27 protein-coding genes and 2 pseudogenes are annotated in these 22,257 nt (G+C 62.1%); 17 read left to right on the forward strand and 12 right to left on the reverse strand.

The features are described from left to right. Nucleotides 1-101: 101 nt before the first annotated feature. From ASD52_RS02180 to ASD52_RS02195, 4 genes and pseudogenes are all read left to right on the forward strand, one after another. The gene (locus tag ASD52_RS02180; protein WP_057206224.1) at nucleotides 102-1,619 is read left to right on the forward strand and encodes a DUF1254 domain-containing protein; all 1,518 of its coding nucleotides are present in this window, start codon (nucleotides 102-104) and stop codon (nucleotides 1,617-1,619) included. A 174-nt stretch (nucleotides 1,620-1,793) separates the two neighbouring features. Next, the gene (locus tag ASD52_RS02185) at nucleotides 1,794-2,114 is read left to right on the forward strand and encodes a hypothetical protein (RefSeq protein WP_025427500.1); all 321 of its coding nucleotides are present in this window, start codon (nucleotides 1,794-1,796) and stop codon (nucleotides 2,112-2,114) included. Between the two features lie 450 nt (nucleotides 2,115-2,564). After that, nucleotides 2,565-3,164: pseudogene (locus ASD52_RS02190) on the forward strand (DUF6596 domain-containing protein); the annotation flags it as partial. A gap of 94 nt (nucleotides 3,165-3,258) precedes the next feature. Beyond that, on the forward strand, nucleotides 3,259-3,621 hold the full coding sequence (locus ASD52_RS02195; protein ID WP_025427498.1) for an SPW repeat protein: 363 nt from the start codon (nucleotides 3,259-3,261) through the stop codon (nucleotides 3,619-3,621). A 445-nt stretch (nucleotides 3,622-4,066) separates the two neighbouring features. Here ASD52_RS02195 and ASD52_RS02200 read toward each other — a convergent pair whose 3' ends face one another. Beyond that, complete coding sequence (locus tag ASD52_RS02200; protein ID WP_025427497.1) at nucleotides 4,067-4,729, reverse strand: hypothetical protein; 663 nt, start codon at nucleotides 4,727-4,729, stop codon at nucleotides 4,067-4,069. A gap of 237 nt (nucleotides 4,730-4,966) precedes the next feature. Between ASD52_RS02200 and ASD52_RS36720 the strand changes: the two genes are divergently transcribed. Next, nucleotides 4,967-5,140 (forward strand): DUF1328 domain-containing protein, encoded by a 174-nt coding sequence (locus ASD52_RS36720; RefSeq protein ID WP_025427496.1) that lies wholly within the window; start codon nucleotides 4,967-4,969, stop codon nucleotides 5,138-5,140. An 83-nt stretch (nucleotides 5,141-5,223) separates the two neighbouring features. Continuing rightward, nucleotides 5,224-5,625: a hypothetical protein gene (locus ASD52_RS02205; RefSeq protein ID WP_025427495.1), complete on the forward strand. Its 402-nt coding sequence runs from the start codon at nucleotides 5,224-5,226 to the stop codon at nucleotides 5,623-5,625. 375 nt (nucleotides 5,626-6,000) lie between these two features. On the opposite strand, the gene ASD52_RS02210 is transcribed toward ASD52_RS02205, so the two are convergent. Then, complete coding sequence (locus tag ASD52_RS02210; RefSeq protein WP_057214251.1) at nucleotides 6,001-6,456, reverse strand: hypothetical protein; 456 nt, start codon at nucleotides 6,454-6,456, stop codon at nucleotides 6,001-6,003. A gap of 201 nt (nucleotides 6,457-6,657) precedes the next feature. On the opposite strand from ASD52_RS02210, the gene ASD52_RS02215 reads away from it, so the two are divergent. Then, complete coding sequence (locus ASD52_RS02215; RefSeq protein ID WP_025427493.1) at nucleotides 6,658-6,810, forward strand: hypothetical protein; 153 nt, start codon at nucleotides 6,658-6,660, stop codon at nucleotides 6,808-6,810. A 230-nt stretch (nucleotides 6,811-7,040) separates the two neighbouring features. Here ASD52_RS02215 and ASD52_RS02220 read toward each other — a convergent pair whose 3' ends face one another. The 6 genes from ASD52_RS02220 to ASD52_RS02245 form a co-directional block, all read right to left on the reverse strand. Then, a complete protein-coding gene (locus ASD52_RS02220) occupies nucleotides 7,041-7,445 on the reverse strand; it encodes a hypothetical protein (RefSeq protein ID WP_025427492.1) in 405 nt (134 codons plus the stop codon). 100 nt (nucleotides 7,446-7,545) lie between these two features. Continuing rightward, complete coding sequence (locus ASD52_RS02225; protein ID WP_057206230.1) at nucleotides 7,546-8,166, reverse strand: C39 family peptidase; 621 nt, start codon at nucleotides 8,164-8,166, stop codon at nucleotides 7,546-7,548. A gap of 34 nt (nucleotides 8,167-8,200) precedes the next feature. After that, complete coding sequence (locus ASD52_RS02230) at nucleotides 8,201-8,839, reverse strand: putative immunity protein (RefSeq protein ID WP_200951447.1); 639 nt, start codon at nucleotides 8,837-8,839, stop codon at nucleotides 8,201-8,203. Between the two features lie 115 nt (nucleotides 8,840-8,954). Continuing rightward, nucleotides 8,955-9,374, reverse strand: a complete 420-nt coding sequence (locus ASD52_RS02235) for a GNAT family N-acetyltransferase (protein ID WP_025427489.1) — start codon at nucleotides 9,372-9,374, stop codon at nucleotides 8,955-8,957. Nucleotides 9,375-9,630: 256 nt separating this feature from the next. Further along, entirely contained in the window at nucleotides 9,631-9,837 is a 207-nt protein-coding gene (locus tag ASD52_RS02240; protein ID WP_025427488.1) for a hypothetical protein, read from the reverse strand. After that, complete coding sequence (locus ASD52_RS02245) at nucleotides 9,837-10,274, reverse strand: hypothetical protein (RefSeq protein ID WP_025427487.1); 438 nt, start codon at nucleotides 10,272-10,274, stop codon at nucleotides 9,837-9,839. Before ASD52_RS02245 ends, ASD52_RS02240 begins: the two co-directional genes overlap by 1 nt. 248 nt (nucleotides 10,275-10,522) lie before the next feature. Between ASD52_RS02245 and ASD52_RS02250 the strand changes: the two genes are divergently transcribed. Next, entirely contained in the window at nucleotides 10,523-10,771 is a 249-nt protein-coding gene (locus ASD52_RS02250; RefSeq protein WP_025427486.1) for a hypothetical protein, read from the forward strand. Between the two features lie 455 nt (nucleotides 10,772-11,226). On the opposite strand, the gene ASD52_RS02255 is transcribed toward ASD52_RS02250, so the two are convergent. Further along, nucleotides 11,227-11,916, reverse strand: coding sequence for a S24 family peptidase (locus tag ASD52_RS02255; protein ID WP_025427485.1), 690 nt, complete (start codon nucleotides 11,914-11,916; stop codon nucleotides 11,227-11,229). 243 nt (nucleotides 11,917-12,159) lie between these two features. On the opposite strand from ASD52_RS02255, the pseudogene ASD52_RS02265 reads away from it, so the two are divergent. The 7 genes and pseudogenes from ASD52_RS02265 to ASD52_RS02295 all read left to right on the forward strand — a co-directional run. Continuing rightward, nucleotides 12,160-12,426: pseudogene (locus ASD52_RS02265) on the forward strand (repressor LexA); the annotation flags it as partial. 4 nt (nucleotides 12,427-12,430) lie between these two features. Then, nucleotides 12,431-12,808: a hypothetical protein gene (locus ASD52_RS02270; protein ID WP_025427482.1), complete on the forward strand. Its 378-nt coding sequence runs from the start codon at nucleotides 12,431-12,433 to the stop codon at nucleotides 12,806-12,808. Nucleotides 12,809-14,001: 1,193 nt separating this feature from the next. Then, nucleotides 14,002-14,655 carry a hypothetical protein gene (locus ASD52_RS02275; RefSeq protein WP_057222778.1) on the forward strand — a complete coding sequence of 218 codons (654 nt, stop codon included), beginning with the start codon at nucleotides 14,002-14,004 and terminating at the stop codon, nucleotides 14,653-14,655. Continuing rightward, nucleotides 14,594-15,262, forward strand: a complete 669-nt coding sequence (locus tag ASD52_RS02280; protein ID WP_225906313.1) for a hypothetical protein — start codon at nucleotides 14,594-14,596, stop codon at nucleotides 15,260-15,262. The genes ASD52_RS02275 and ASD52_RS02280 overlap by 62 nt, the downstream gene beginning before the upstream one ends. Continuing rightward, the gene (locus ASD52_RS02285) at nucleotides 15,252-15,836 is read left to right on the forward strand and encodes a helix-turn-helix domain-containing protein (protein ID WP_025427479.1); all 585 of its coding nucleotides are present in this window, start codon (nucleotides 15,252-15,254) and stop codon (nucleotides 15,834-15,836) included. The genes ASD52_RS02280 and ASD52_RS02285 overlap by 11 nt, the downstream gene beginning before the upstream one ends. Nucleotides 15,837-16,059: 223 nt before the next feature. Next, entirely contained in the window at nucleotides 16,060-16,665 is a 606-nt protein-coding gene (locus ASD52_RS02290; RefSeq protein ID WP_057206235.1) for a hypothetical protein, read from the forward strand. 525 nt (nucleotides 16,666-17,190) lie between these two features. After that, nucleotides 17,191-18,522 (forward strand): amidohydrolase family protein, encoded by a 1,332-nt coding sequence (locus tag ASD52_RS02295; protein WP_057223348.1) that lies wholly within the window; start codon nucleotides 17,191-17,193, stop codon nucleotides 18,520-18,522. Nucleotides 18,523-18,742: 220 nt separating this feature from the next. Here the strand turns inward: ASD52_RS02295 and ASD52_RS02300 are convergent, their stop codons facing one another. Continuing rightward, entirely contained in the window at nucleotides 18,743-19,165 is a 423-nt protein-coding gene (locus ASD52_RS02300; RefSeq protein ID WP_025427476.1) for a YciI family protein, read from the reverse strand. Between the two features lie 410 nt (nucleotides 19,166-19,575). Here ASD52_RS02300 and ASD52_RS02305 point away from each other — a divergent pair, with 410 nt between their 5' ends. Both ASD52_RS02305 and ASD52_RS02310 read left to right on the forward strand, forming a co-directional pair. Further along, nucleotides 19,576-20,124 carry a BA14K family protein gene (locus tag ASD52_RS02305; RefSeq protein ID WP_025427475.1) on the forward strand — a complete coding sequence of 183 codons (549 nt, stop codon included), beginning with the start codon at nucleotides 19,576-19,578 and terminating at the stop codon, nucleotides 20,122-20,124. Nucleotides 20,125-20,431: 307 nt separating this feature from the next. Beyond that, a complete protein-coding gene (locus ASD52_RS02310) occupies nucleotides 20,432-20,752 on the forward strand; it encodes a DUF4440 domain-containing protein (RefSeq protein ID WP_025427474.1) in 321 nt (106 codons plus the stop codon). A 120-nt stretch (nucleotides 20,753-20,872) separates the two neighbouring features. On the opposite strand, the gene ASD52_RS40535 is transcribed toward ASD52_RS02310, so the two are convergent. Both ASD52_RS40535 and ASD52_RS02315 read right to left on the reverse strand, forming a co-directional pair. Then, nucleotides 20,873-21,007 (reverse strand): hypothetical protein, encoded by a 135-nt coding sequence (locus ASD52_RS40535; protein ID WP_255569852.1) that lies wholly within the window; start codon nucleotides 21,005-21,007, stop codon nucleotides 20,873-20,875. A 468-nt stretch (nucleotides 21,008-21,475) separates the two neighbouring features. After that, on the reverse strand, nucleotides 21,476-21,967 hold the full coding sequence (locus ASD52_RS02315) for a tetratricopeptide repeat protein (protein WP_162254144.1): 492 nt from the start codon (nucleotides 21,965-21,967) through the stop codon (nucleotides 21,476-21,478). Nucleotides 21,968-22,257: the final 290 nt, after the last annotated feature.

Consider the following 22,257-nt stretch of genomic DNA (forward strand, 5'->3'; position numbering starts at 1 on the left):
TACGTTGCTCTAAGCCCGGAAGCGACGCAGCGTAAGTGGTGCACTGAGGGAATTCTATTTCACAGATCCAACGCAATTTTAAAGGTTCGGCCATGAGAGCAATGATACGTACGACGAGACTGCTTTGCGCCGCCGCCGCGGCAGTCCTGATAGGCTTGAGTACTGCTTCTGCTGCCGATACGGCGCAGACCTACAAGATGACGACGCCCTTTGCGTCGGGCGTCGCGGTTCCGGATAAGATCGAGTCCTCGATCGGGACGCTGAATCTCAATTACGGCTACCCGTCGGCCGATACCGTCGACAAAATCTACGACAACCTCGACCGTTCGCGCGCGCTGCAGGCTTATCTGCTGGCGATTCCGATCGTAAATCAGGCCGGCATGCGCGACTCGATACGCAAGTTCGGGCCTGATAACCAGACCGACGTGATCTGGGAAAATCTGGTCGATCCGAAGTCCGTGGAGCTGACGGCCAACGATAACACGATCTACAACTACGTTTGGGTCGACACGAGCAAGGGACCGTTGGTGGCCGAGATACCGCCCAAGGTGCTGGGGATGGTCGACGACTTCTGGTACAAGTGGGTGGCCGACATCGGCATCACCGGGGCCGATAAGGGCAAAGGCGGCAAGTACCTCCTGTTGCCGCCTGGATTCAAGGGCGACATACCATCGGGGTATCACGTGGTGCGGCCGAGCACTTTCGGCAGCTACCTCGTCTTTCGCGCCTTCGTTGTAGACGGTTCCACCCAGCCCGGGGTTGACTCGGTCAAGAAGCACCTGCGGATCTATCGCCTGGACGAGGCCGCCAACCCGCCGCCGATGAAATTCGTCAATGCCTCCGGAATTCCGGCGAATTTCGTCTCGCCAGGCGACTATTCGTTCTGGAGCCTGTTGAACCAGGTCATCCAGGAAGAGCCGGCGGACGGTTCCGATCCCACCACCTTGGGCCTGTTCGCCTCGATCGGCATCGTCAAGGGCAAGCCCTTCAATCCCGATGAGCGGATGAAGAAGATCCTCACCGATGCCGCCAACATCGGCGCCGTGACGGCCCGGACGATCGCTTTCAAGGTTCGCGCGAAGGATGCGTATTTCTATCCTGACAGTACGTGGCGCCTGCCGTTTTTTGGCGGCTACAAGTTCGAGTCGGCGCCCGGTGTCAGCAACCTGGATGGTGCTGTCTTCTACTATTACTTCGCCATCGGCGTGACACCGGCGATGGAAGAGAAGATGGTGGGCGAGGGCTCGCAATATCCGTGGTCGGTTCAGGATTCGGAGGGCAATCCCTTTAATGGCGGCAAGACCTACAAGCTGCGCCTGCCGCCAAATGTCCCGGTCAAGGATTTCTGGTCGGTCATCGTCTACGACAACCAGACCCGGTCGATGGTGCAGACCGACCAGCAAGCCCCAAGCGTCAGTAGCCAGAACAAGGGCGTCAAGGCCAATGCGGATGGTTCGGTGGATGTCTATTTCGGACCGAAAGCCCCGGCGGGAATGGAGAACAACTGGGTGCAGACAATCCCGGGCAAGGGCTGGTTCATGATCCTTCGCCTGTACGGTCCGCTGGAACCTTGGTTCAACAATTCCTGGCGGCCTGGTGAGATCGAACTGGTGAAATAGGGGAAAACAGTCGAACGAGCGGATGGTTCGCCATCCGCTCGTTCGATCGTCAGGCGAAGGTTCGTCTCGCAGCGCCGATCGGAGCCGTGCGCTGGCCAAGGCCAGCCGCTCTGGAGGTAAATCCGCGCGCCACCCATCTTGAAAAATCGCAATTGTCGGATTACCGGATATCTCATGAAGATCTTCTCCGGAATTGCGTTTGCTGTTGCTACCCTCTTGCTTGTTTCGTCCTGCAGCGAAACTGGTCCGTCCGGGGATTCCCGGGCTGGCGTCGAAAATGCCCATCTGAGCGAAAAGGCCAAGGCGAAGCCTGCGAGCGGCAAGAAGGCCAAGACTGCAACTGCGGCCGAGGCGAAGGCGCTGGCTGATGCGAAGAGCCCAAGACAGTGCAAGACCCCGAGACAGCAGTGCGGCTATGGCGCAGGTCCGGCCGGCGAGCCGTGTTCGTGCTGGTCGAACGAGGGCTCGCCCGCAATGGGCGTGACCGTCAAGTAGCGAGAGGCAATCTGTCCCGGCCGCCGCGAATCTCTGCGCCTATGTGCCGAGGGCAGGGGTAAGGGCGTGGTGCATCTCGCCCTATTGTTGACCGTGCACTATCAAGTGATCTGTCTGGCTCCATCAGCCGTGTTCGGTTGATGGGGTCTTTTTTGTCGGCAGCGCTTCCGTTTCGACAGACGCAATCCACTGCATCCTCACCTTCAGGCCTTGCCGGCATGCCAACAGGCCGCCGCGCTCGAGCCTCTCTCGCCGATCCTCCAAAAATATTTCGGACGCATGTCGAAATCCGACGGCGGCTTCCGTTCTTGGGTCGTACGCAACTCAAACCGGGGATATCCCCATGATGCTGACGACCACTTCCCTCTACGCCCTCCTGCTCATCCCAATCTGGTTCGTTCTCTGGATCAGGGTGAGTAACGCCCTCCGGCGCAGGGCCGGGATCTCGCCGAGGAGGCCCTGTTTCTGTGCCGGCTGCTGAACCGGCTTCGCCCTGAAGATCCAGAGATCGAGGGGTGCCTTGCGCTTGTGCTGATCACGCATGCGCGCTGCCTGGCGCGCGTCGACGGCGATGGCGTCACCGTGCCGCTCGGCGAGCAGGACCGGACGAAATGGAACCGGGGGCAGATCGACGAGGGGCTCGGGTTGATCGATACCGCCATGCGGCGGCGCGCGCCGGGGCCATACCAGATCAAGGCCGCCATTGCCGCCTGCCACGTTCAGGGCGAGGCATCCGACTGGGCGCAGATCGTACTGCTCTATGACAGCCTGCTGCGGCTGGAGCCGACGCCTGTCGTGCGGCTCAACCGGGCGGTGGCGCTGTGCGAGGCGGGGTGGCAGGAACCGGCGATGCGCTCGCTCGACGCGCTTTCGGCCGAGCTTCGGGACTACCAGCCCTATCATGCGGCGCGAGCGGAGCTCCTGTCGCGGATGGGGCAAGCGGACGAAGCGGCAAAAGCCTATGCGATCGCCATTGCTCTCGCCGGTTCGCCTTCCGATGCGGCCTTCCTGCGGCAGCGGGCAGAACGTCCTTTGCGAACAGCCACTTGAAGTTTCACCTTGCAACAACCATCTCGAATCCAGGGCGTGCAACTGCGCGCTGGCAGTGACGCCTTGGTGAAACTTCATTCGTGGAGGTTATCAAATGGCGTACCATTTCATGGAAGGCAAAAGAGGGCAGGATTGGTGCAATCTTGCGCTGGCAGTGTGCCTTTTCCTTTCTCCCTGGGTGATCGGGTATAGCATGGAAACCGTTCCGGCTTGGAATGCCTGGATTGTTGGGCTTGCGCTTGCTGTGCTGGCCTACGCTACTCTCTCGGTCTTCGCAGAGTGGGAGGAGTGGGCCAATCTGGCGCTTGGGGCATGGCTGGTCGTGTCGCCCTGGGTGCTCGGCTATGCGGTCAATATGAGCGTGATGTGGACGCACGCCGTCCTCGGGCTGCTCGTGGCCGCCGTGTCGGCCTGGGCGGTTTGGGCGCATCGCCACGATCCGCATGCGCATGCGTGAAAGAGCATCGTCTGATAATCCATGATGGCCCCGGTAGGCGCAAGCCGAAGGGCCATCATGGACGAAGGACAGGTTTGATCGAAGGGTTCTCAAGGGACTGACGACACGTGCGTTCATTGGAACTGTTCGTTAAGTTCTCATGGCTCCGGGGCTGGGCTCCGGGTCTGGGGCGGAGCAGCGTCTTGCAATGCTGGTTGGGCCCTACAGCGCCGCGCATCCTGTTGGACGCGCAAAGGTCGCTGTAGCTTTGAATGCTGCATGTTTTTGTCCCTAAGCCGGATAGGGTTTAAGGAAACATGCGGTAGCAATGAAATCGGAAAATCGCTGGAATGATAGACCAATGGCGAGCGCCGACGCCGGCTTTCCATTGTCGGGCCGCGATCGCGGGCGGCGGCTTTCCGGACCGCGAGGCGCCGTTGCGCCCACGGCGCCGGCGTTCAGCGGTTTATGGGCAGCAACCGAGGCGTCTGCAGGCGAATGTATAGGTCCTGTCGGGCGGCTCGAAGACTTGCTGCGCGGACTGCAATGCGGACCAGACGACACTCCTGACGTTGTCGGCAAATAGGGCAAGGAACGTTCCGATCGGGCCTTCCGCCAGCGGGCCGTGGATGGCGGCATGACCGAGCCCCTCGTCGAGTTCGTACGACTGCTCGGCGGTGATGTGCAGCACCTCACCCCGCGTCAGATCTTCCGGGTTGGGGACGCCGACATAGGCGAGCACGGTGGAAGCCAGGAGCTTGCAGACCTGCTTGCAGGCGCGGCAGGACAACTCGCTGGCGGCACTGACAAAGGCGCTGCCGATGCGAGCGATGATGGCGCGAAACCGGCTGCCGGGTCGGGCGCGGATCTCCAGAAAGGCATCGTAGGCCCGCCGCGCGGGGGGTATGATATAGAGCCGCACGCGATCGGCGAAATCCCTGGCCAGGTTTGCGACATCCGGGCCCCTGAGCGTGAAGGTGACGTCGCCGGCCAGGATCTCCAGAAGCAGAACGATGTGGGAATCCTCGTCATCGAACAGGATGCGCTCGTCGATTTCGACGCTGCCTTCGCCAACGAACTCCCGCACCTCTATCGTGTGCTCGCGGATTTCGGTTCGTTGCAGAAACATTGCCGCCCCCAGGGTCGCAACCGTGGGCATATCCTACAATGCGGGGCGGAACCGGGACATTAGCCTTATCTGAGTATCGACCCCGTTTGCTGACTAAGCCTGCGGAGTAACGCAAGGGCAAGGGCCGTATCTCCGACGCTTTGCGAGGTAAAGCGCATCACCGGGAATGCCACGCGGACGGGAACTTTTTGCCGGGATTCGACTTTCCGTAGCGACAACCAAACAGGAGTATTTGCGATGCTCAAGTGGGCGCTGATCTTCTTCGTCGTTTCATTGATCGCCGGCTTTCTCGGCTTCTCCGGCGTTTCGTCGGCAACGGCGGGCATCGCCAAGATCCTGTTCTATCTTGCTTTGATCGTCTTCCTGATCTTCCTGGTGCTGGCGTTCATGGCCGGTAGCGTTGTCGTTTGAGGTGACGAGGGCTGCGGCGCCGACACTGGCGGACATATCGAATTTTCTGTCGCCGCCGTCAGCGAGATGATACGGACCCGCGCATGAACCAGACCTTCCTTGCCGATCGCGCCTGCGGCACCTGCACGCTCTGTTGCCGGCTGCCGGATATCGATGCGCTGGCAAAGCCGGCCAACGAATGGTGTGAGAATTGCGTCGAGGGCAAGGGCTGCCGGATCTATCAGCGGCGGCCGCAGCTTTGCCGCGATTTTCTCTGTCTATGGATGACGGATGAGCGGCTCGGGCCCGAATGGGATCCTGCGAATTCGCACATGATGATCTATCGGCAGGGGCCGCAGATCACCGTGCTTGTCGATCCGGACTTCCCCGATATCTGGAGACGCGAGCCCTATTGGCGGCAGCTTTCGGACTGGGCAAGCGAGCCGACGACGGAGGGGCAATATGTCATCGTCTTCGCCGGCGATGCCGTCTTCAAGGTCGATTGAAATGTTTCCGTCATCGACGGACGAAAACCGCTTCGCATTTTTCCTGGAAGGGCTCGGTCTCTTTGTTTTTCGCATTTCCTAACGGAAAACCGCTTCGCACTTTTCCTGGAAAGGTTCTGCGCCCGGTAAGAAAAAGCCCCGCGCGATGGCGGGGCAAGCAAGCACCCAAAATGGCTCAGGGTGCGGGGAAGCGCAGTTCATAAAGGAACGTACTGCGCGGTACGGTAAATACTATGCCGACCTTGGGCTGGGGAAGGTCCGATTCGGCGATTCCGGTACGCCTGATGAAATAAATACGACGGGCGAGCTGTAGCGGCGCGGTTGCGCGGGCCGGCAGTACGGCTCAGGGCCGCCGGGGCGAGACAGGTGGCGGGCCTATTCCGGCGTCGTCAATTCCTCGTCCCAGGCCTCGAGGCTGCCCAGGATCTCCCTCAGCGTCTCTCTTCCCTGAACCCAGAGGCCTTCGTCCGGGATCGGCTGCACATCACCGCCCGCCGCCGCGATCGCGCTTCTGACCTCTTCCGGGCTTTCGCGGACATATTGGCGCTTGCCGCCGATATCCAGCGCTGACCCTAGGCCAGGCACGCGGTGGTTGGGCGCAAGCGGCATTGGCCCCTTGGCCGCGTGCACATTGACCCAGACCGGCGCGCCGATGCGATGGGTGAAACGATAGAGGGATGGCAGCTCGGCCTTGACGGCAGCGGCGACGGCCGCTGCCTCCTCCTGGACGAAAAAGGTCTGGCCGGCATTGATCAGCGTGTTGCCGAGACCGTCATCGAGGCGCGGATCCGTCTTGCGGATGCGCAGCACCTGGCTTGCCTCTAGCTCCAAAGGGGTGCCACTCCTTCGCATAAGCCTGATCATGAAATCCTCTCGAACGACAGGTTTAAGAGTGCTCCAAGTTTCGGAAGGTGTCGAGTGGGCGGTGCCGGCACGAAACTGGTTTAGTCCTTGTTTTTGTTGTCGGACACGTTGATTTTACCAGCGGGCGCGTCATCTCGTCAGGCGAGGCAAATCAAGACGGAGATGAGGATGTCCAGGGCCACCATCGCGCTGGTGTGTCCGGTGCTGCTTTCGCTGACGGCCTGCGGGAACACGGTGCGCGGATTCCAGAAGGACGGCACCGAGACCGGCCTTGCTCTCGACAATGCGACGTATCGGGTGCTGAAGGCGAGCGCTCAGTAAAGAGCGCCCGGCCTTGCCACCGGGAGACGGCCGCGCGTCTTTGCGAGCCAGCGCGGTTCCGGTAAAGACGGAAACGCGCTAGCTCCTTGTTTTTTACGAAAACCGCTTCGCACTTTTCCTGGAAATGCGCTGGAGCGTTTCCCGTTTAGACTGAGCCGCAGAACGCTATGGCTCTTTGTTTTTACGCATTTCCTGACGGAAAACCGCTTCGCACTTTTCCTTGAAATGCTTTAGCGCGACGGCACCGCGGTCGGCCGCGTCACCGTCTCGCTGCTGCCAAAGATGATGGCCGCAAACAGGAGCACGCCGATGAAGGTGATGACCGACGCGATGGCGACCACCGGCTCCAGTTGCGGGCTGCCGGTCAGCATCAGGTACAGCGACGGCACCAGCAGCGCGACGCCGGCGGTGTAGACGCAGTACTGGATCATCGCCAGACGCTTCTGCGCCTTGGCCGGGTTCAGCGCGTGGTAACCACCGAAGATCGCCATCGTCACCCATCCCAAAAGGTTTGCATGGGCGTGGGCGCCGATCGCGCTGTGATCCTGGCCGATGGCCATGTGCAGGCCCATCGATATGCCGATGATCAGAAAGATGATCGCTGTCTTGAAATACAATTGTGCTAGGCGTGGCATAAAGTAATTCCCCTCTGTTCCTGCCCCACCTGATTATTAGCATTTTCGCATATGATTGCTGCCTGCCTTTATTGGGTAGTTCTTTGGGCTGGGTGCGAGATCAGCAGCTGACGGCGATACCGCGATTGGCGAAGAAACGGTCGAAGGTGGAAAGCGGCACGACGACATCGGCTTGATTGGCCCGGTCATGGCCGGAAGGATTGTGAAACCGGACGCTCTCGCGCGAGGCGGCCGTTACCAGCACGAGGTGTCCGCCTTTTGAAGGCGGCTCGCGCTGCGGCCACCGTATGGCGCTGCTGACCGAAGCGATGAAGAAGCGGCCTTCGGAAAGCACCTCCGGAATGTCCGTCGTCGGGATGTTGGTCAGCGTTTCGGCGGCAAGCCCGAAGCGCTCGCCGACGAAAGACACGAAGGGAGCGTAGATCAGTCCCTTGATCGAGGCATCGGCCTCGTTGACGACATAGCCGCCATAGTCGGTGCAGCCGCGCGCAAGCGACAGGATCGGGTGCAACTCGCCGCGTGCGGCCAGGATCATCTTCAGGCAGGCCATGCCGCAGACATTCACCGCCCAGCGCGCATATTCCTCAATCGTCTCAGCGCCCGAGTTGCGCCAGAGCGGATCGCGGTGAAGGGCCGCCGCACCCTCCGACAGAACCGCCAATGTCATCTCCGGGCTTTCCCATTGGCTGAAATAGGGGACCTTGTGTTCTACTGTTTCCATACCGCTTACTCCGTCGGGCGCGACGCAACTTTTGTCATTGGCGCAAGCCCCTATCAAGCCGGTAGAGCAGCGCGTGGAACTGGCCCTTGCTTGGTGCGCGCGCCGGCATTCGCTGCACGATGTGCCGGACTTCGGGTGGTGCCTGCGCGATCGCCCAGCGGACTTCCGCTTCGATGATGCCGGCCGGATCGACGGCGGCGAGCGCTGCGGCTTGCGCGCCGTAGGCTGCCGGGCCAAGGATGTGGTTGACCTGGTGAGGGGTGGCGATCGGATGGGCGTAGGCGGATCCGGCGGCAGCCATTGCGGCGCGGGCGGCGGCGGAGGCTGCGGGATCGCCGGCCTCGCGTGCAGCGGAATTGGCCGCCCAGGCTAGCTTGCGCAGCGCTGCAGTCCGCGCACCGCCTTGCGCAAAGGCGCGGATGGCCGAGAGAGCTGCGCGCGGGCGGGTATCATCAGGGGCCTCCGTCTCGAAAATGGGGAGGGCGCGTTCGGCGCAAACGGCAGCCCAGAGCGCAATATTGCGCAGGTCTTCTTCGTTCAGCAGTGGCGGATTCGTTTCGATGGGCATCATCTGCGGTCCCGGCGCGATGGGCGTGTCGATGTCTGTTTCGATGAAGCGGGGGATTTCGGCAATATCAGGGCGTGGCGTGGAGCGTCCCCCAAAGGCTGTCACGTTCAACGCCTCTCTACGGCCGGCCAAGGGTGTTTCTAGTCTCAGAACCGCTGCAGCGCTTTGTTTTCACGCATTTCCTGACGGAAAACCGCTTCGCACATTTCCTGGAAATGCTCTATGCGGCGCGGAAACAGAACACGATTTCGGGGTCGTTTTCATCGAGGTTGTCGATGTACCCGCTTGTGTGAAAACCGGCGCCGCTCAGGAGCTGCTGCATTTGCCTGTTGGACTGGTTCGTCGATGTGAAGATCTTCGGCGTTGCGCATATGCTCTTGAAATGTTCGACGAGCGCCATTCCGAGGCCCTGGCGACGAAACTGCGCGCCGACCATGACCATTTCAATGAAGCCGTTGCCGAAGAAATGGTAGGCCAGGACACCATAGGCTCCGACGGATTTGTCCGTCTCGGCCACGTAGCAGCAGCCTGTCTCTATCCACGCCCTGATATGATCACGGCGCTCGGGGTCGCCAGCCGCAATCGTATCGAGAGCGACCAGGCTGTCGTAGTCGGCGATGGTGGCGCTTCTGATTTTCATCAACGAATCCGGATGTGGTCGAGTCAGGGCGTAAAGAATCCGCCGAGCGAGATGCGGGCACGACGCCTAGCTTTAGGCGGCCAGCGCATCTTTTTCCATGGCGGATTTTCAGAAGCGTACAGCGGGACGAATGTCTGAGACGGGAATGAAGAGCGATCGCACGGGCAGCCAAGATCGGTATTTGAGCTGGCATTTTGGGTGATGAGGGCGGGTCGTTGCTCGACCCTCAAGTGGTGGAACAGATGCGAACGAGTGATCAGCGCCGCGCCGCATCAGGCTGGCGAGCAGTGGCGGCGGCAAGGGTGGCGCGCTTGCGGGTGGCCATCTCGTTGAATGGGGCAAGGCCCATGCGCTCGATATAGGCTGTTACGGCTGCCTCGACGCCCTTGTCGTTGCCGTCTTCCGTTTGCCAGAAGGCTTCCATGGCGGCGAAGAGGGCCGATTTGTCGAGTGCGATATCCATCAGGGCTGGGGTCCGAACTGCTGGCGGTGATTGAGCGTGCCGTGGCCCGGCTGGCAGAAGGGAGCGGCCTGGCGGAGGCCACCACCCGGCGCCTCGAAATCCGCGCACCAGCGTTCCCACGCCTCAGACGTGCGCACGAAGGCGGGCAGGAGGTGTTCATCGTCAGGGGTGCGATCGAAATCGTCGAGCCAGGCGTCGGCGACGGTCTCGGAGATGTCTTCGCCGGAGAGCGCTTCGAGATCGAAGCGGATGAGCTTGGTGGCGTGCTCGCCGTCATGGGCCCTCAGCCAATCGGCGGCAGTCGCAAAGATGGTGCCGATGCAATCGCTTTCCTCGATGAAATGGCCGCGCCCGAGCATGGTGACCGCGAGGATGATCTCGCGGCTCTGGGTGAAGGGGCTGACAAGCTTACCTTCTCGTACTGATGTCACTGTCATGCCTTCTCCCTGGCGAAACAGCAGGAAGGGCCGGCACGAGCCTTGAGGCGCGCTGCCGGATCCGGCTTTCCTCGTTTTCAATTGATGGTCACATAATAGGGAAAATCCTATTTATCCATCAATAGGAAAAATATATTCGGCAGGATTTTTCTGACTGGCCTGTCGATATCCTTCTGTTTGTTCTTGTTTTGTTCGGAAGATTGAGTCAGCTTAGGGCTGCCATTGCAGGTGGCAGAGAGGAGCATGACATGGTCACAAACTTCGTCGTTCAGAGCTTTACGCGGGGAAATCGGGGTGCCTTGCTCGCCGACACTCCGGTGCAGGCGACAGGGGCCGATCACGCGCTCCGGCTGGCCGAAAGGCTGGCATCGACCAAGGTGGGCGTTGTCGCATTCAGCCGGGCAGGGGATCTGTCGACCGGCGAATTCGAAGACGCGACCATCCTTTTTATCGGCGGCGACCTGCCGTCCGAGATGCAGGAGATCATGGCCGCATAGACGGATCGGCAATTGCGTGAGACGGGCCTGTCCGTCGGTCTCGCGTTCTTTTCCGGTGTCCCAGGCGGCGGGGTGCGTTGTGTGGGCGGGCGCTTGGGCGCCGGTGGGCCGCTTAAGGCTTCCCAACTGTCATGCGAGCCGGCGCCGTGTCTGCCGGCGGCCACGTTGCACGCGCCGGTTCCCGGGATTTTTACTGCGTGCCGGCTTCCTCTCGGCGGCGTGCCATTTCGGCTGCGTGCTCCGCTGCTGACAGTGCACTCCAGCGCCGCGCGTCTTATTAGACGCGCAAAGGTCGCTGTAGCGCTTTGAATTGCTGCATGTTTTTATCCTTATCGCCGGCTGCTCTCGCGCATGACGTAGCGTCAAGCAGGCGCCATTTTCGAAAAGCTATTACTTTTGAAGCTGTTGCGGAGCGGTGTTCCGGGCGGCGGCTGGCGGGCGATGCCTGCGCAGCGTCAGCGGGCGCTGTATTTGCCCACGACCCGGTGGCAGAAGGACCATTCCACCCGGCTCTCGGTGAATTCCAGATAGGGATTGTACTGCTTCAGCGTCCATTCCCGGTCGTTGAACGACACCAGGCGCTTGATGATCGCCTCGGCGTCGTTGGCGGGTGGCACGTGGTAGAGCACGACATCCTTGTCGCGCGCCGGCGGCAGGTGCGGATGCACCAGCGCCATGTCGCCGGGCTCATAGGCCGGAATCATCGAGGTGCCGGTGAGGTAGATGCCATAGGCGCCCTTGACGCCTTCGAGCACCGAGGGGCGCTTGACGTATTCGACCGCATCGAAGGTGACGATCACATGGCCGTCGCCGCCCTGGGCGGCAACGAAAATCGGCAGGTCGCGATGGCCGACGAGCTGCTCGCCGGGCACGATCTGCGGATTGAAACCGGTGGCGTTGCGGGGTTGGCCGGTTTCGCCCGCGTCCGGCGTCGCGCTGATCAGGTCGGTGATGGTGCGCACGTCACGTTCGCGCAGTTCGCGCGGGCTCTCGCGCTCGACGAACTGCTGGATATAGGCGTGGTTCTTCCCGATCGCGATGGACAGATCCTTGTAGGTCGTCCTCTTCGCGTCGACTGCTTCCCGGATAAGGCGCCGCAATTGATCCATGGCAATGGCATCCCAGATTCCGCTTCCTACGTCCAATAGGATTTTTCCTCTTGATAAAACGATACGATCCTATTATTGATAGGATATGAACGGAAACGAACAGTCAATCGAACTTTACGAGGCCGACATTTTCGGTCGCGGCTCCAGCCTGGAGCGGGCCGGCTGGCACTTTGCCGGGCATGCCAGGCGCGACGCCTCGTGCTTCGCGGGCGGGTGTGACCGACGGGGTAACGCGGCGGGCCGCATCGACGATGACTGCCTGCTTGCTGGAGTGAGCCGATGACTGCCACCAGAATCGCATCAAGGACAACCAGGCGCGCCACGCGCCAGCCGCTCGGCCTGACGCTGCGGCAGAACGAGCTGCTCAGATTCATTCGCTGCTACAGCGCCGACAAGGGCGGGGTCTCGCCGACGTTCGACGAGATGAAGGACCATCTGGGTCTGTCATCGAAATCCGGCATCTCGCGGATGGTGGCGGCGATGGAGGAGCGCGGCGTTATCCGCCGGCTGAAAAACCGGGCAAGGGCAATCGTCGTGGTGGAGGTGGCACATGCTTGAGCACGTGACGGACACGCTTCTCGGCAATCCTGTTTTCGCCGGGCTTGCAGCCTTTTCCGCCACCTCGGTGACGCTCGCCGCCTTCAGCTGGGCTGCCAGCCCGGCGCTTGGCTGCGGCAGGCAGCGCACGGGCAGGAGGAGGGCGGTCGGTGAGGCCGGGCTGGCCGGCCGGCTTAGGCGGTGGGGCATGGCGCTTCTCGCGGGCCGGATGAAGCTGGCGCCGGGGCTCGAGCTGATCGGCAAGGGGGACGCACCGGGCAAGAGGGACCTGCCGGGCAAGGAGGACCTGCCGGGTCTCGACTTCGAGGCATTGCAACGCGAGCTCGACGAGGCGTTCGCGCCGGTCTGGCGAGACAGGAGGAAATCGTGATGTCCGGTCCGACAGTCGTCATCGCCTTTGTCGGTGGCTCTGTCGCCGGCTGAAGGCGAGGTGGGGAATGGCTCCCTCCCTCAGGTGAACGGGAAGAGGCCAGGGAATTGTAGGCCATTGGTTCGTCGGCAACGACGGGTGAGGCCCTACTGCATGTTCCTTAAATCGTATTCGATTAGGGACGAAAACATGCAGCAATTCAAAGGGATACAGCGACATTTGCGCGTCTAACAAGACGCGCGGCGCTGTGGAAGAGACTGATCGTCGTCCTGCTGCTGCCCCCGATCTTTTCGGTGCCATGCGGCGCGGCTGCAGCGTCCCTTGCGTGCCGATCCGGCGCGCGGGCGCAGCCGCAGCGGCGATCACAGCGAGGGGCTGCTGCCCACCTCCTCCCCGGTGGCCCCTCGCTTCCATTTCGGCGCCGGCAAACCGTTTCTGACGCATGCCCCCGACGATCGGATGCGATCTCGGTGCGTGATCATGCGCGGGTTCGAAAGGCTGGAGCGGTTTGTGCGTCATGGGGGGTGCCAGGGCATCGTGGATGCCGGGGCATACCGGACGCGCAGCGCTCCAGCGCCACGGTCACGTGGCCGAACCCAGTCCCGCCCAGCAGGCTGCAGGCGGGGTTTCAGACGGCTTGCCGGCGAGGGCGCGGAGGAAAGTCAGACCAGGTGCAGGGCACGAAGAGCGATCGTCGGTTTGGGCGACGCGAACCTGTGCCGACAATCATGAGGAGCGACGTGATGCGAGAAGTGAGTTTGCAGAGATTTCTTTGTGCGTCGGTCCTGTCGGCGGAGAAATGGCCGCGGAGATGGGTGGCGGGTGCGAGCGTTTGGTCGAGCCGGCGCGTGCACGACCGTAGCGCCATGGCGGACCGGTCGTTGCGGCGAGGCGGCGTGCCTGCCGTTGTCGTGCCGGTGGATGGTCGTGTCCTTTCGTCTGCGAGCGGGATCTTGGCGACGCTTGCCCAGCCTGTTCGACCGCGCGCCATCGCCGGCCGGATCAACAGGTTTGTGCAGCGGCTTTTGCCGCAGCGGCATCGCGGTGTTTTCGTCCGCGTGGCGCTAGAGCGTTTCCGATTTAAACGGAACCGAACAAACGCTCTATCTCTTTGTTTTTACGCATTTCCTGACGGAAAACCGCTTCGTACTTTTCCTGGAAATTCTCTAGCCCTTGCGAGCGAGGACTAGGCGATGCGCATCACATCGATCGTCGAGGCTCCGGTCCAGTGCGGCGCGACGCCGGAGATGATCCTGTGTGCGGTGCGTGCGGCGGAGGCCGGCCAGCAATCGGGCATCGACAAACGCCGGGCCAGCGATCGCGAACGGCAACAGCGCCGCCGCGCTCACGTGACGTCACAGGTCGTCACGGCGACGGACGGCGTCCCCCTCTCTGATAAAGAAAGATCCCCCGCACCCCCTAAAGAAATTAACTCTCCCGACAACACCCAAACCCTTGCGCCGCGGCGTCCTGTGCCAGGTGGCAGGCGCGCCACGCGCCTTCCCGAGCAATTCGAGCCGGACCGGGATTTTGCCGCCCGGCTGGGCTTCGGCGCGGCCCAGGTGGAGCTGGAGCTTGAAAAATTCCGGGATTACTGGACGGCGAAATCCGGTCGGGACGCGGCCAAGCTCGACTGGCTCGCCACCTGGCGCAACCGGATGCGCAATGCCGCAAGGCCGCGCAAGGATCACAGGCCACAGGCGCCGCCGCGCGAAAGCGCCTTTGCCCGCCACCAGCGGGAATGCCGACAAGCGATAGAGCGAGAACTCAATGGAAACCTTGGAAATGACGACCTTATCAACAAACCGATATTCGACCTTGAGCCGGGAGATTACCGCGCTCACTGAACGGCTGGCGCCGGCAAGCGACGATGCGATCCTGCGCAGCCTCAACGTGATGCAGACGGCCGGCATGACCATGCCGCAGGGCATCGATCCCCGAAAACTTCTGCCTGTCTACCAATATGCGCTGGCGGGGGTGCCCGCTTGCGGGCTTTCGGTAGCGACGCAGAAGCTGATCCGCGGCGACTATGCCGCCAACGCCAACGTGCTTCTGGGCACGATTCCGAAGCCGCCAGTGCTGGCGGCGCTGGCCAAGAGCGAGGCAGCAGCGACGCGCGCCGAACTGGCGCGCAGACGCGACCTCGCCGTGGCGCTGAACCCGACAGGGCCAGTGCCTGAGCGCTCGCCCGAGATCCGCGAGCGGGTGAGGGTGCGGCTTCGCCAGTTTCGTGCCGAGCAGGCGGCGGTCAAGGCGGCCAAGGCCATGCCAAGCGAGGCGCCAGCGGTCTCGCGGGCCGGGGTGCTGGCTGAGATGATCGGGCTTCCCGATGCAGCCACCATTACGACCGAACAGCGCGCCTATCGAGTGAGGCTGGAACGCGAGATGGCCCATCCCGCAGGGCGTGGGGCGGCGATGGATTTGACCATGGAGGTGGCGAGCGATGCAGCCTGAAACGAGATATTCGACGATGCCGACGGGCGAGCAGCTCGCCCAGAAGGGGTCCGGCAGCGTCGGCACCGCGCGCGGCAGGAGGGGCGGGCCGGATGCCGAGCCGCATTCTTTGGAAACGCGGACGGCGGACTGCACGACCAGCGGAAATGCCGGCGAAAGCGAGCCGCCGCAGGCGCCAACGCCCGACGCGTTGCTCGGCGCGCTCAGCGCCCATGTGAAGGCGCAGCGGCTGCGGGTGCTGGAGCTGGAGCTTGCGCTTGCCGACGCTGAAGCGCGGATCCTGTCGCAAGCGCAGCTGCTCTGCGGCACGAATGCCGACGGCGAGGGCGGCCTCTTCAGCCGCCGACCGGTGCGCGAGATCGTCGAGGAGGTGCTCATTGCCTATCCCGGCATCGGCTGGGCCGATGTGATCGGGGTTCGCCGGGAGCGCCGGCTGGTGGAGCCGCGCCACCGCTGCATGGCGGCGGTTTATGACGAGCGGGAGGACCTTTCGCTTCCGGCGCTCGGCCGCATCTTCCGGCGCGACCACACCTCGGTGCTGCACGCGGTCAACAAGGGCAGGGCGAAGCGATGAGCCGCTCTCTGAGCGGTCGGCCTGACGGATCGTGGCCCGGTCCACGGGCGATCGCGATCGGCGGCGACGGGACGGGGTGGCTTGGGCGGCGGACTATCGCCAGCTTCGGCTGGTGGGTCGCCGGCTATCGCCGGTGGCGGGCTGCAGTCTCTGCTCGCCGTCGCCATCGGGCGGGTGTGGCGGTGCCAGGCCCGGTGCACGATGGACGCACTGACGAACACGTATTTTCGAGGCGAGCACCCGCATTGCCGCGGCCAAGCGGGCAGGCAAGGCGGGCCGGCCGCGCAAGGCCGATGTGGCGCGCTATCCCGGCGGGCAGATCAAGCATGGCGAAACCGAAAGAGAGGTGCGCTCGGTCGCCATCGCCGCACGGCAAAGTCACCACTTTTCAGGAGCGAAGGGCGTCGATGTCGGCAGTCCCTTTGCCGGCTACACACTCGGCCGGATGTTTCTCGACGGCAAGCTGACCGCACACGAACGCGCGGCTGGCGACGAGTATGCCCGGCAGATGGCGCGCTATTACAGCCTGACCGGCATTCCCTTCCCAAGCGTGCGGGCGCAGTCGCTGTTCAGCGTCAAGGGTTTCGAAGGCGAGACGACCGAGCGCACCCGGGCCGCAATGGCTGCGACCAACCGGATGATGGAGCTCGAGGGCGTGCTTCTGAAGCTGCCGGAAGGGCCGCGGGTGAAGACCACGGTCTTCAACGTCTGCGTCATGGACTACGAGGTGCTGCGCACCATGCCGGAACCGCAACTGGCCTGGCTGAAGCGCGGCCTGACCGAACTGCACTGGCATCTCGGGCTTTCCAGGGAGAGGGAGGCGGTTTGAGTGGCGCGCGCCTGTTGCCGAGGGAGCGGTCTCAGGCAGGCCCCCTAGGCTCCGGGCAATTGCTGATAATGCCTGGGAGTGACCCCGTTGACCTTATCCTCGTCCCTGTGGCCGGGATCCAGCGACCTTTGCGCGTCTGATAAGGCGCGCTGGGCTGTAGGGTGAGGCGGAATCGCGCCGCGATGGCCTTGGTGCAACCATGATCCATGGCGACGCTTCGGCTTGCGTCATCAACGTCTGCTTGTACCTAAAAGCAGACGTTGATATTGTTTGGTGCCGAATGGCGATCGGCCTGACTGCGAACATGGCCTTGCAAGTGCATGGACGAGCGGTGGCTCGCGCCTCGGCCCATCGCAATGGATGCTGCAACTTTCTCTCGTGTGCCACGACCCATCCCTTCCTCAAGGTTGGAGAATCGCCGTGTGTATCAATTCTTTCGAATCGCAGGAGTTGATGAAAGCCACGTTTGTGACGCGTGCCTTGTCCCACGCCGTAGCCGTGTACGCTTGTGTCCGCACAGCTTTCATGGTGCTGCTGTCCCGCAGGCGGTGGATTGCGGCAGTTCTCGTGCTCGGAGCCTGCCCGGCTGCGTGGGCGGATGATGTGCTTTTCGAGAACGTCCGCATTTTCGATGGAAAAGGAGCGACCTCGCTTTCGGCTCCGTCGAATGTACTGGTCAAAGGCAATGTGATCACTCGGATCTCGACAAGCCCTGTCGAAGCGGAGGGTGCCCAGCGCATTGCCGGGAACGGCCGAACGCTGATGCCGGGTCTTATCGATGCGCATTGGCACGCAATGCTGGCCCGGTCCACTCCTGCAGAATCGTTCGGCGACGTCGGCTTCAACAATCTTGTGGCCGGCGACGAGGCGACGGACACACTGATGCGTGGCTTCACCACCGTCCGCGATGTTGGAGGGCCGGTGTTCGGTCTGAAGCGCGCGATAGACGCCGGTATTGTCGAGGGCCCGCGCATCTACCCCTCCGGCGCCATGATCACCGTGACCAGCGGGCATGGAGACTTCCGCCAGATGACCGACCTGCCGCGGGTGATCGGCGGCCCGCTCACCCGCATGGAGCAGATCGGCGGGAGCATCGTCGTCGACAGCCCCGACGAGGTGCGCATGCGGGTCCGTGAGCAACTGATGCAGGGCGCGGCGCTGGTCAAGATGACGGCAGGTGGCGGCGTGTCGTCACCCCACAGCCCGCTGGATGTAACTACCTTTACCGAGGCTGAGCTGCGGGCCGCGGTCGAAATAGCCGACAATTGGGGCACCTACGTTGCGGCACACGCCTTCACGTCGCATGCGATCAAGACAGCGATTGCCGCCGGCGTGAAGTGCATCGAACACGGCTTCCTCATGGATGAGGAAACCGCCAAGCTGATTGCCGACAAGGGCATCTGGCTAAGCCTGCAACCGCTTCCCGAGTTGTTGCGGCAAGGCTTTCCTGAGGGATCGGTCGAGCGGGCCAAGGCAGATGAGGTGTGGCCCGGCATCGGCAGAACCTACGAGCTGGCGAAGAAGTACAAGATCAAGACGGCGTGGGGCACCGATGTCTTGTTCTCCCGCGCATTGGCGCAGCAGCAGGGGGCGATCCTCGCCTCCCTCGTTCGCTGGTACACGCCTGCCGAAGCGCTCTCCATGGCGACTGGGACTAATGCGGAGTTGCTGGCGCTATCCGGCCCGCGCAATCCCTATCCGGGAAAGCTCGGCGTGATCGAGGAGGGCGCGCTTGCCGATCTCCTGCTCGTCGACGGCGACCCGTTGGGCAACATCGACCTGGTGGCCGATCCCTCCAACAACTTCAAGATCATCATGAAGGACGGCATCATCTACAAGAACACGTTGGTGAAATAAGGAACAACTAAAACGGCTTGTTGCCTGGCACACGATTGTGAGAAACGGTACAGCAGGCTGACGGCGCAGGCCCGAGCGGCGGCGGATTTGCCGTCAGATGATAGCCAGGCACAGGCGGCAAAGACGTACCCGGGAAGATGGCGTGCTCAATGCTGGTGTCGACAGCCGGGATTCGTTAGAACCCCAGCTCTCCGCAATGCATTGCCGGTCTAAGACGCTCTCAATTGCCGCCGATGCGTTCGCGCAGGCGGTCGTCGCGCTCGGCGATCTCCGGGGTGATCAGGTCGCCGAAATCGGCGGCCTCGAAGACTGGGCGGATTTCGATTTCGCTCGGGCCCGGCATCGGGTTGGGGCAGCGCTTCACCCAGGCGATCGCCTCGTCCATGTCCTTGACCTGCCAGATCCAGAAGCCGGCGACCAGCTCCTTGGTCTCGGTGAAGGGGCCGTCGATGACGAGGCGGCTTGCGCCGTCGAAGGCGACGCGCTTGCCCCTGGACGAGGGATGCAGGCCTTCGCCCGCCTGCATGATGCCGGCGTTGACCAGTTCTTCGTTGAACTTGCCCATGGCATCGAGCAACTCGGTCGAAGGCATCTTGCCCGCTTCGCTATCCTCGGTCGCCTTCACCATAACTATCACGCGCATGGTCTTTTCTCCTTTGATCGACGAAGCCACAACGACCTCTCTGCCTGAATGACGATCGGCCGACGACGGGGCCGACATTTCGCCGAAACTTTTTTCCGCACACCGTCGCGGCACTGCGTGAACCCCACGCAGAGAGGGAGCGCAGCGTTTCCGCAACGCCTGGCCGAGTGCTCAGGTGGTGTCGTCGACCAGCGCAGGGAAGACATCTTCGTAAAGATATGGCGATTGCCGCGGATGGCGAGATGCGCTGGCGACGAGATCGGCTGCGCTGTCGCGCTGGTTTCCGAGTGTGATGACCTGTCGTTCATATCTCTATGTTTTTAAATGATAATATGACGAAGGACGCATTCACCATGGGTTCACGTCAGGGGGACATAGCTTGCGCCTGTTCGAAACGGATAGGTATCGAGATGAAGAAGATAGGCATTGTGATCCTTGCGGCGGTGACGGCTCTGACGAGCTACACGCCTGCGAATGCCATGCCGGTTGCAGCCGTTCAGCTGACGCAGCAGAGTGACATGGACAGGGTACAGAATCGCGAATGGGGCGGCGACAGACATCGTCCGCGGCCGGGTTGGAACCATGGCGGATATCGGCCGCGCCCAGGTTGGCACGGCGGCTACCGTCCGCGTCCGCACTGGGATGGCGGCTACCGCCCGCGGCCGGGCTGGCATGGCGGCGGATACCGCTATGGCTGGTACAATGGTCACCGCGGCTACCGCGGCTATCGCGACGGCTATCGTCGCCACAATGACGGCTGGTGGTATCCGCTGGCAGCCTTCGGCGCCGGCGCCATCATCGGCGGTGCGATCGCTGCTCCGCCACGCCGCGTCGAGTCCGGTGTGAACCAGCGTCATGCCAGCTGGTGCTATGACCGCTACCGCTCCTACCGCGCCTGGGACAACTCGTTCCAGCCCTATGGCGGACCGCGGCAGCAGTGCTACTCGCCGTATTATTGAGCTGAAAGAGAACCCGCCGATCGGCTGCGATCGGCGGGTTTCCTCGGGACCTGCCAGACGCTTCGTTCGGTCGCGGCGCGCGCTTTTACTTGAGCTGCCAGGCCGAACCGAGCCCCACAGACGATGGACGCGCCTCCTCGCTGGATTGCCGGTGACCTACTGCATGTTTCCTTAAATCCTATTCGATTTAAGGATAAAAACATGCAGTAACTCAAAGTGTTACAGCGACCTTTGCGCGTCTGATAATACGCGCGGCGCTGTAGAGTGCATGGTGTCCCCGATGACCCCTGATGGAAGCGCGTGAGACATGGCCGATTTTGCCGTTCATATTGACGAGATCCGGGCACTCGAGGAGGCGCTTCATCGTCCGGAGCTGCGTCGCTCAAGAGCGGCCGTCGAGGTGCTGCTGGCCGAGGGCTTTGTCGAGTTCGGAGCGTCCGGGACGAAATATCACCGCGCGGAAATGATCGACCTTCTCTCAGAGGAAGACGACGACCCAGCGGGTGATGAGCTTCGAGCGACGGACTTTTCGCTGACGCGCATTTCCGCCCGGGGCGACGACACGATGTCGACCGAAGCAGGTGCTGATGCTCGCGCACAATGCTGCCTGGTTGATGGCCGCGGCTAATTCATCCGGGCGGGCGCGGCTTTTGCGTCATGTGGACCGACGTTGCGGTCAACTCCGGTTTCAGCGTTGTTTTTGCGCATGTCGTTATCGCAAAACCGCTTCACACTTTTGCGCAAGCGCCTAGAATTTCAGCGTGGCGTCGTCGTGTTTGGGTGGCGGGTGGCTGTCTCTCTGGCGGCGCATCCCGTAGGCGAGGGCAAGCCCCAGCACGGCAGAACCGATGACGACGGCGAGTAGTGCGAAGAAATTCTCCATGACATTCTCCTCCCGGCAGCGATGATAACACAATCGGACGCGCACAACCAAATTCCTGCACATCCTCGAGAACCGGCATTGGCTGCAGGCAAAAGTCGAGCCCGAAGGGACAACGAGGGCGGGGCGTGGGTTGTTCCGAGCGGTTTGAAGATATCCGGTTTAATCGGCCGGACGCGGGCTTTGGTTGTCCGATCTGCGTTTGGAGCCGTCGGCGAAGTCGATGGGACTTTGTCAGTTTCGCGTTGAGACCGCCTGGCCGCACGTGATGGCATGGTCCGGAATGTGCGGCCTCAAAAAAAGAACGAAAATAGAACAAAGTTTGTCCGAGAGGGTTGCCATTCGCCTAGAACCGGGCTAAGGATATTACAGGATGGTCGTTTCGTAATCGAAGCGGCCTTTTTCATTTTAGCGGGGCAGGCGGCCCTTCCGGGCGACACCTCTCGTTGTACTCAACACCTCTCGTTGTACTCAACGGCGCCCAGTTTCTCTCTGTTCGTCTTCGACCCTCTCCAGCGCCTGATTTGACAGGCTTTCCGCAGGCTTTCTTTCGACGGGTCCTTCGCGCCTTTCGCGGGGATCGAGTGCTGCGCACAGGCTGGCCGATGCCGTGTTCTGTTCGGGGCCACCGTCGTCCTGATTGCGCCTGTCGATCACCTGGCGGGCGCCGTGATGACCCTTGCGCGCGGCGCTCCGCAACCAGCGAAGTGCCTCCTGCTGGTCGGGCTCGACACCGATGCCCTTGTGGTAGATCGCTGCCAGGCGGGCTTGCGATGCGGCGTCGCCCTGGCGGGCGGCTTGGCCGTTCCAGTGGTAGGACGCAGCGTAGTTTTCCTTGCGGCCATCGTTGAAATAGATTTCGCCGAGCGCCGCCTGGGCGTCGAGATTTCCTGACGTGGCGAGTTCGAGCAACCTTGGCGAGACATTTGCGGCGGAGAGCCGCGGCTTAAAAATGGTCGTCAACCTTCTGACTGCATTTTGGATCATCAGACACCCGTCTTATTCATCGCATAATTCCTCAAAGTCGGCATCGATCGAACGGATAAATTATGCTGCGATTTGAAAGTGTTATGTCTTCAACCTGCCTGTCATATCCGCTGCGAGGCGCCTTTGGCCGCCCAGCGTGCCGCGAATGCGCTGCGTGTAAATTAGTATTGGTGACAGAATACAACCTAAGGTCAAGTAGGTGAATGCAATTCCCCGTGGATATCGGGTGGCTGTTGCCTGATTGCCGATGGCCGGGCGCGTGGGTG

It is taken from the genome of Ensifer sp. Root142, assembly GCF_001426785.1.
In the GTDB taxonomy this organism is placed as follows: domain Bacteria; phylum Pseudomonadota; class Alphaproteobacteria; order Rhizobiales; family Rhizobiaceae; genus Ensifer; species Ensifer canadensis.

Excerpts from the sequence above, each read along its gene's own strand:
- ASD52_RS02180 (WP_057206224.1), top strand. The coding sequence starts at position 102 with ATGATACGTACGACGAGACTGCTTTGCGCCGCCGCCGCGGCAGTCCTG.
- ASD52_RS02185 (WP_025427500.1), top strand. The coding sequence starts at position 1,794 with ATGAAGATCTTCTCCGGAATTGCGTTTGCTGTTGCTACCCTCTTGCTT.
- ASD52_RS02195 (WP_025427498.1), top strand. The coding sequence starts at position 3,259 with ATGGCGTACCATTTCATGGAAGGCAAAAGAGGGCAGGATTGGTGCAAT.
- ASD52_RS02200 (WP_025427497.1), bottom strand. The coding sequence starts at position 4,729 with ATGTTTCTGCAACGAACCGAAATCCGCGAGCACACGATAGAGGTGCGG.
- ASD52_RS36720 (WP_025427496.1), top strand. The coding sequence starts at position 4,967 with ATGCTCAAGTGGGCGCTGATCTTCTTCGTCGTTTCATTGATCGCCGGC.
- ASD52_RS02205 (WP_025427495.1), top strand. The coding sequence starts at position 5,224 with ATGAACCAGACCTTCCTTGCCGATCGCGCCTGCGGCACCTGCACGCTC.
- ASD52_RS02215 (WP_025427493.1), top strand. The coding sequence starts at position 6,658 with ATGTCCAGGGCCACCATCGCGCTGGTGTGTCCGGTGCTGCTTTCGCTG.
- ASD52_RS02220 (WP_025427492.1), bottom strand. The coding sequence starts at position 7,445 with ATGCCACGCCTAGCACAATTGTATTTCAAGACAGCGATCATCTTTCTG.
- ASD52_RS02225 (WP_057206230.1), bottom strand. The coding sequence starts at position 8,166 with ATGGAAACAGTAGAACACAAGGTCCCCTATTTCAGCCAATGGGAAAGC.
- ASD52_RS02235 (WP_025427489.1), bottom strand. The coding sequence starts at position 9,374 with ATGAAAATCAGAAGCGCCACCATCGCCGACTACGACAGCCTGGTCGCT.
- ASD52_RS02240 (WP_025427488.1), bottom strand. The coding sequence starts at position 9,837 with ATGGATATCGCACTCGACAAATCGGCCCTCTTCGCCGCCATGGAAGCC.
- ASD52_RS02245 (WP_025427487.1), bottom strand. The coding sequence starts at position 10,274 with ATGACAGTGACATCAGTACGAGAAGGTAAGCTTGTCAGCCCCTTCACC.
- ASD52_RS02250 (WP_025427486.1), top strand. The coding sequence starts at position 10,523 with ATGGTCACAAACTTCGTCGTTCAGAGCTTTACGCGGGGAAATCGGGGT.
- ASD52_RS02270 (WP_025427482.1), top strand. The coding sequence starts at position 12,431 with ATGCTTGAGCACGTGACGGACACGCTTCTCGGCAATCCTGTTTTCGCC.
- ASD52_RS02275 (WP_057222778.1), top strand. The coding sequence starts at position 14,002 with ATGCGCATCACATCGATCGTCGAGGCTCCGGTCCAGTGCGGCGCGACG.
- ASD52_RS02280 (WP_225906313.1), top strand. The coding sequence starts at position 14,594 with ATGACGACCTTATCAACAAACCGATATTCGACCTTGAGCCGGGAGATT.
- ASD52_RS02285 (WP_025427479.1), top strand. The coding sequence starts at position 15,252 with ATGCAGCCTGAAACGAGATATTCGACGATGCCGACGGGCGAGCAGCTC.
- ASD52_RS02295 (WP_057223348.1), top strand. The coding sequence starts at position 17,191 with ATGGTGCTGCTGTCCCGCAGGCGGTGGATTGCGGCAGTTCTCGTGCTC.
- ASD52_RS02300 (WP_025427476.1), bottom strand. The coding sequence starts at position 19,165 with ATGCGCGTGATAGTTATGGTGAAGGCGACCGAGGATAGCGAAGCGGGC.
- ASD52_RS02305 (WP_025427475.1), top strand. The coding sequence starts at position 19,576 with ATGAAGAAGATAGGCATTGTGATCCTTGCGGCGGTGACGGCTCTGACG.
- ASD52_RS02310 (WP_025427474.1), top strand. The coding sequence starts at position 20,432 with ATGGCCGATTTTGCCGTTCATATTGACGAGATCCGGGCACTCGAGGAG.
- ASD52_RS40535 (WP_255569852.1), bottom strand. The coding sequence starts at position 21,007 with ATGGAGAATTTCTTCGCACTACTCGCCGTCGTCATCGGTTCTGCCGTG.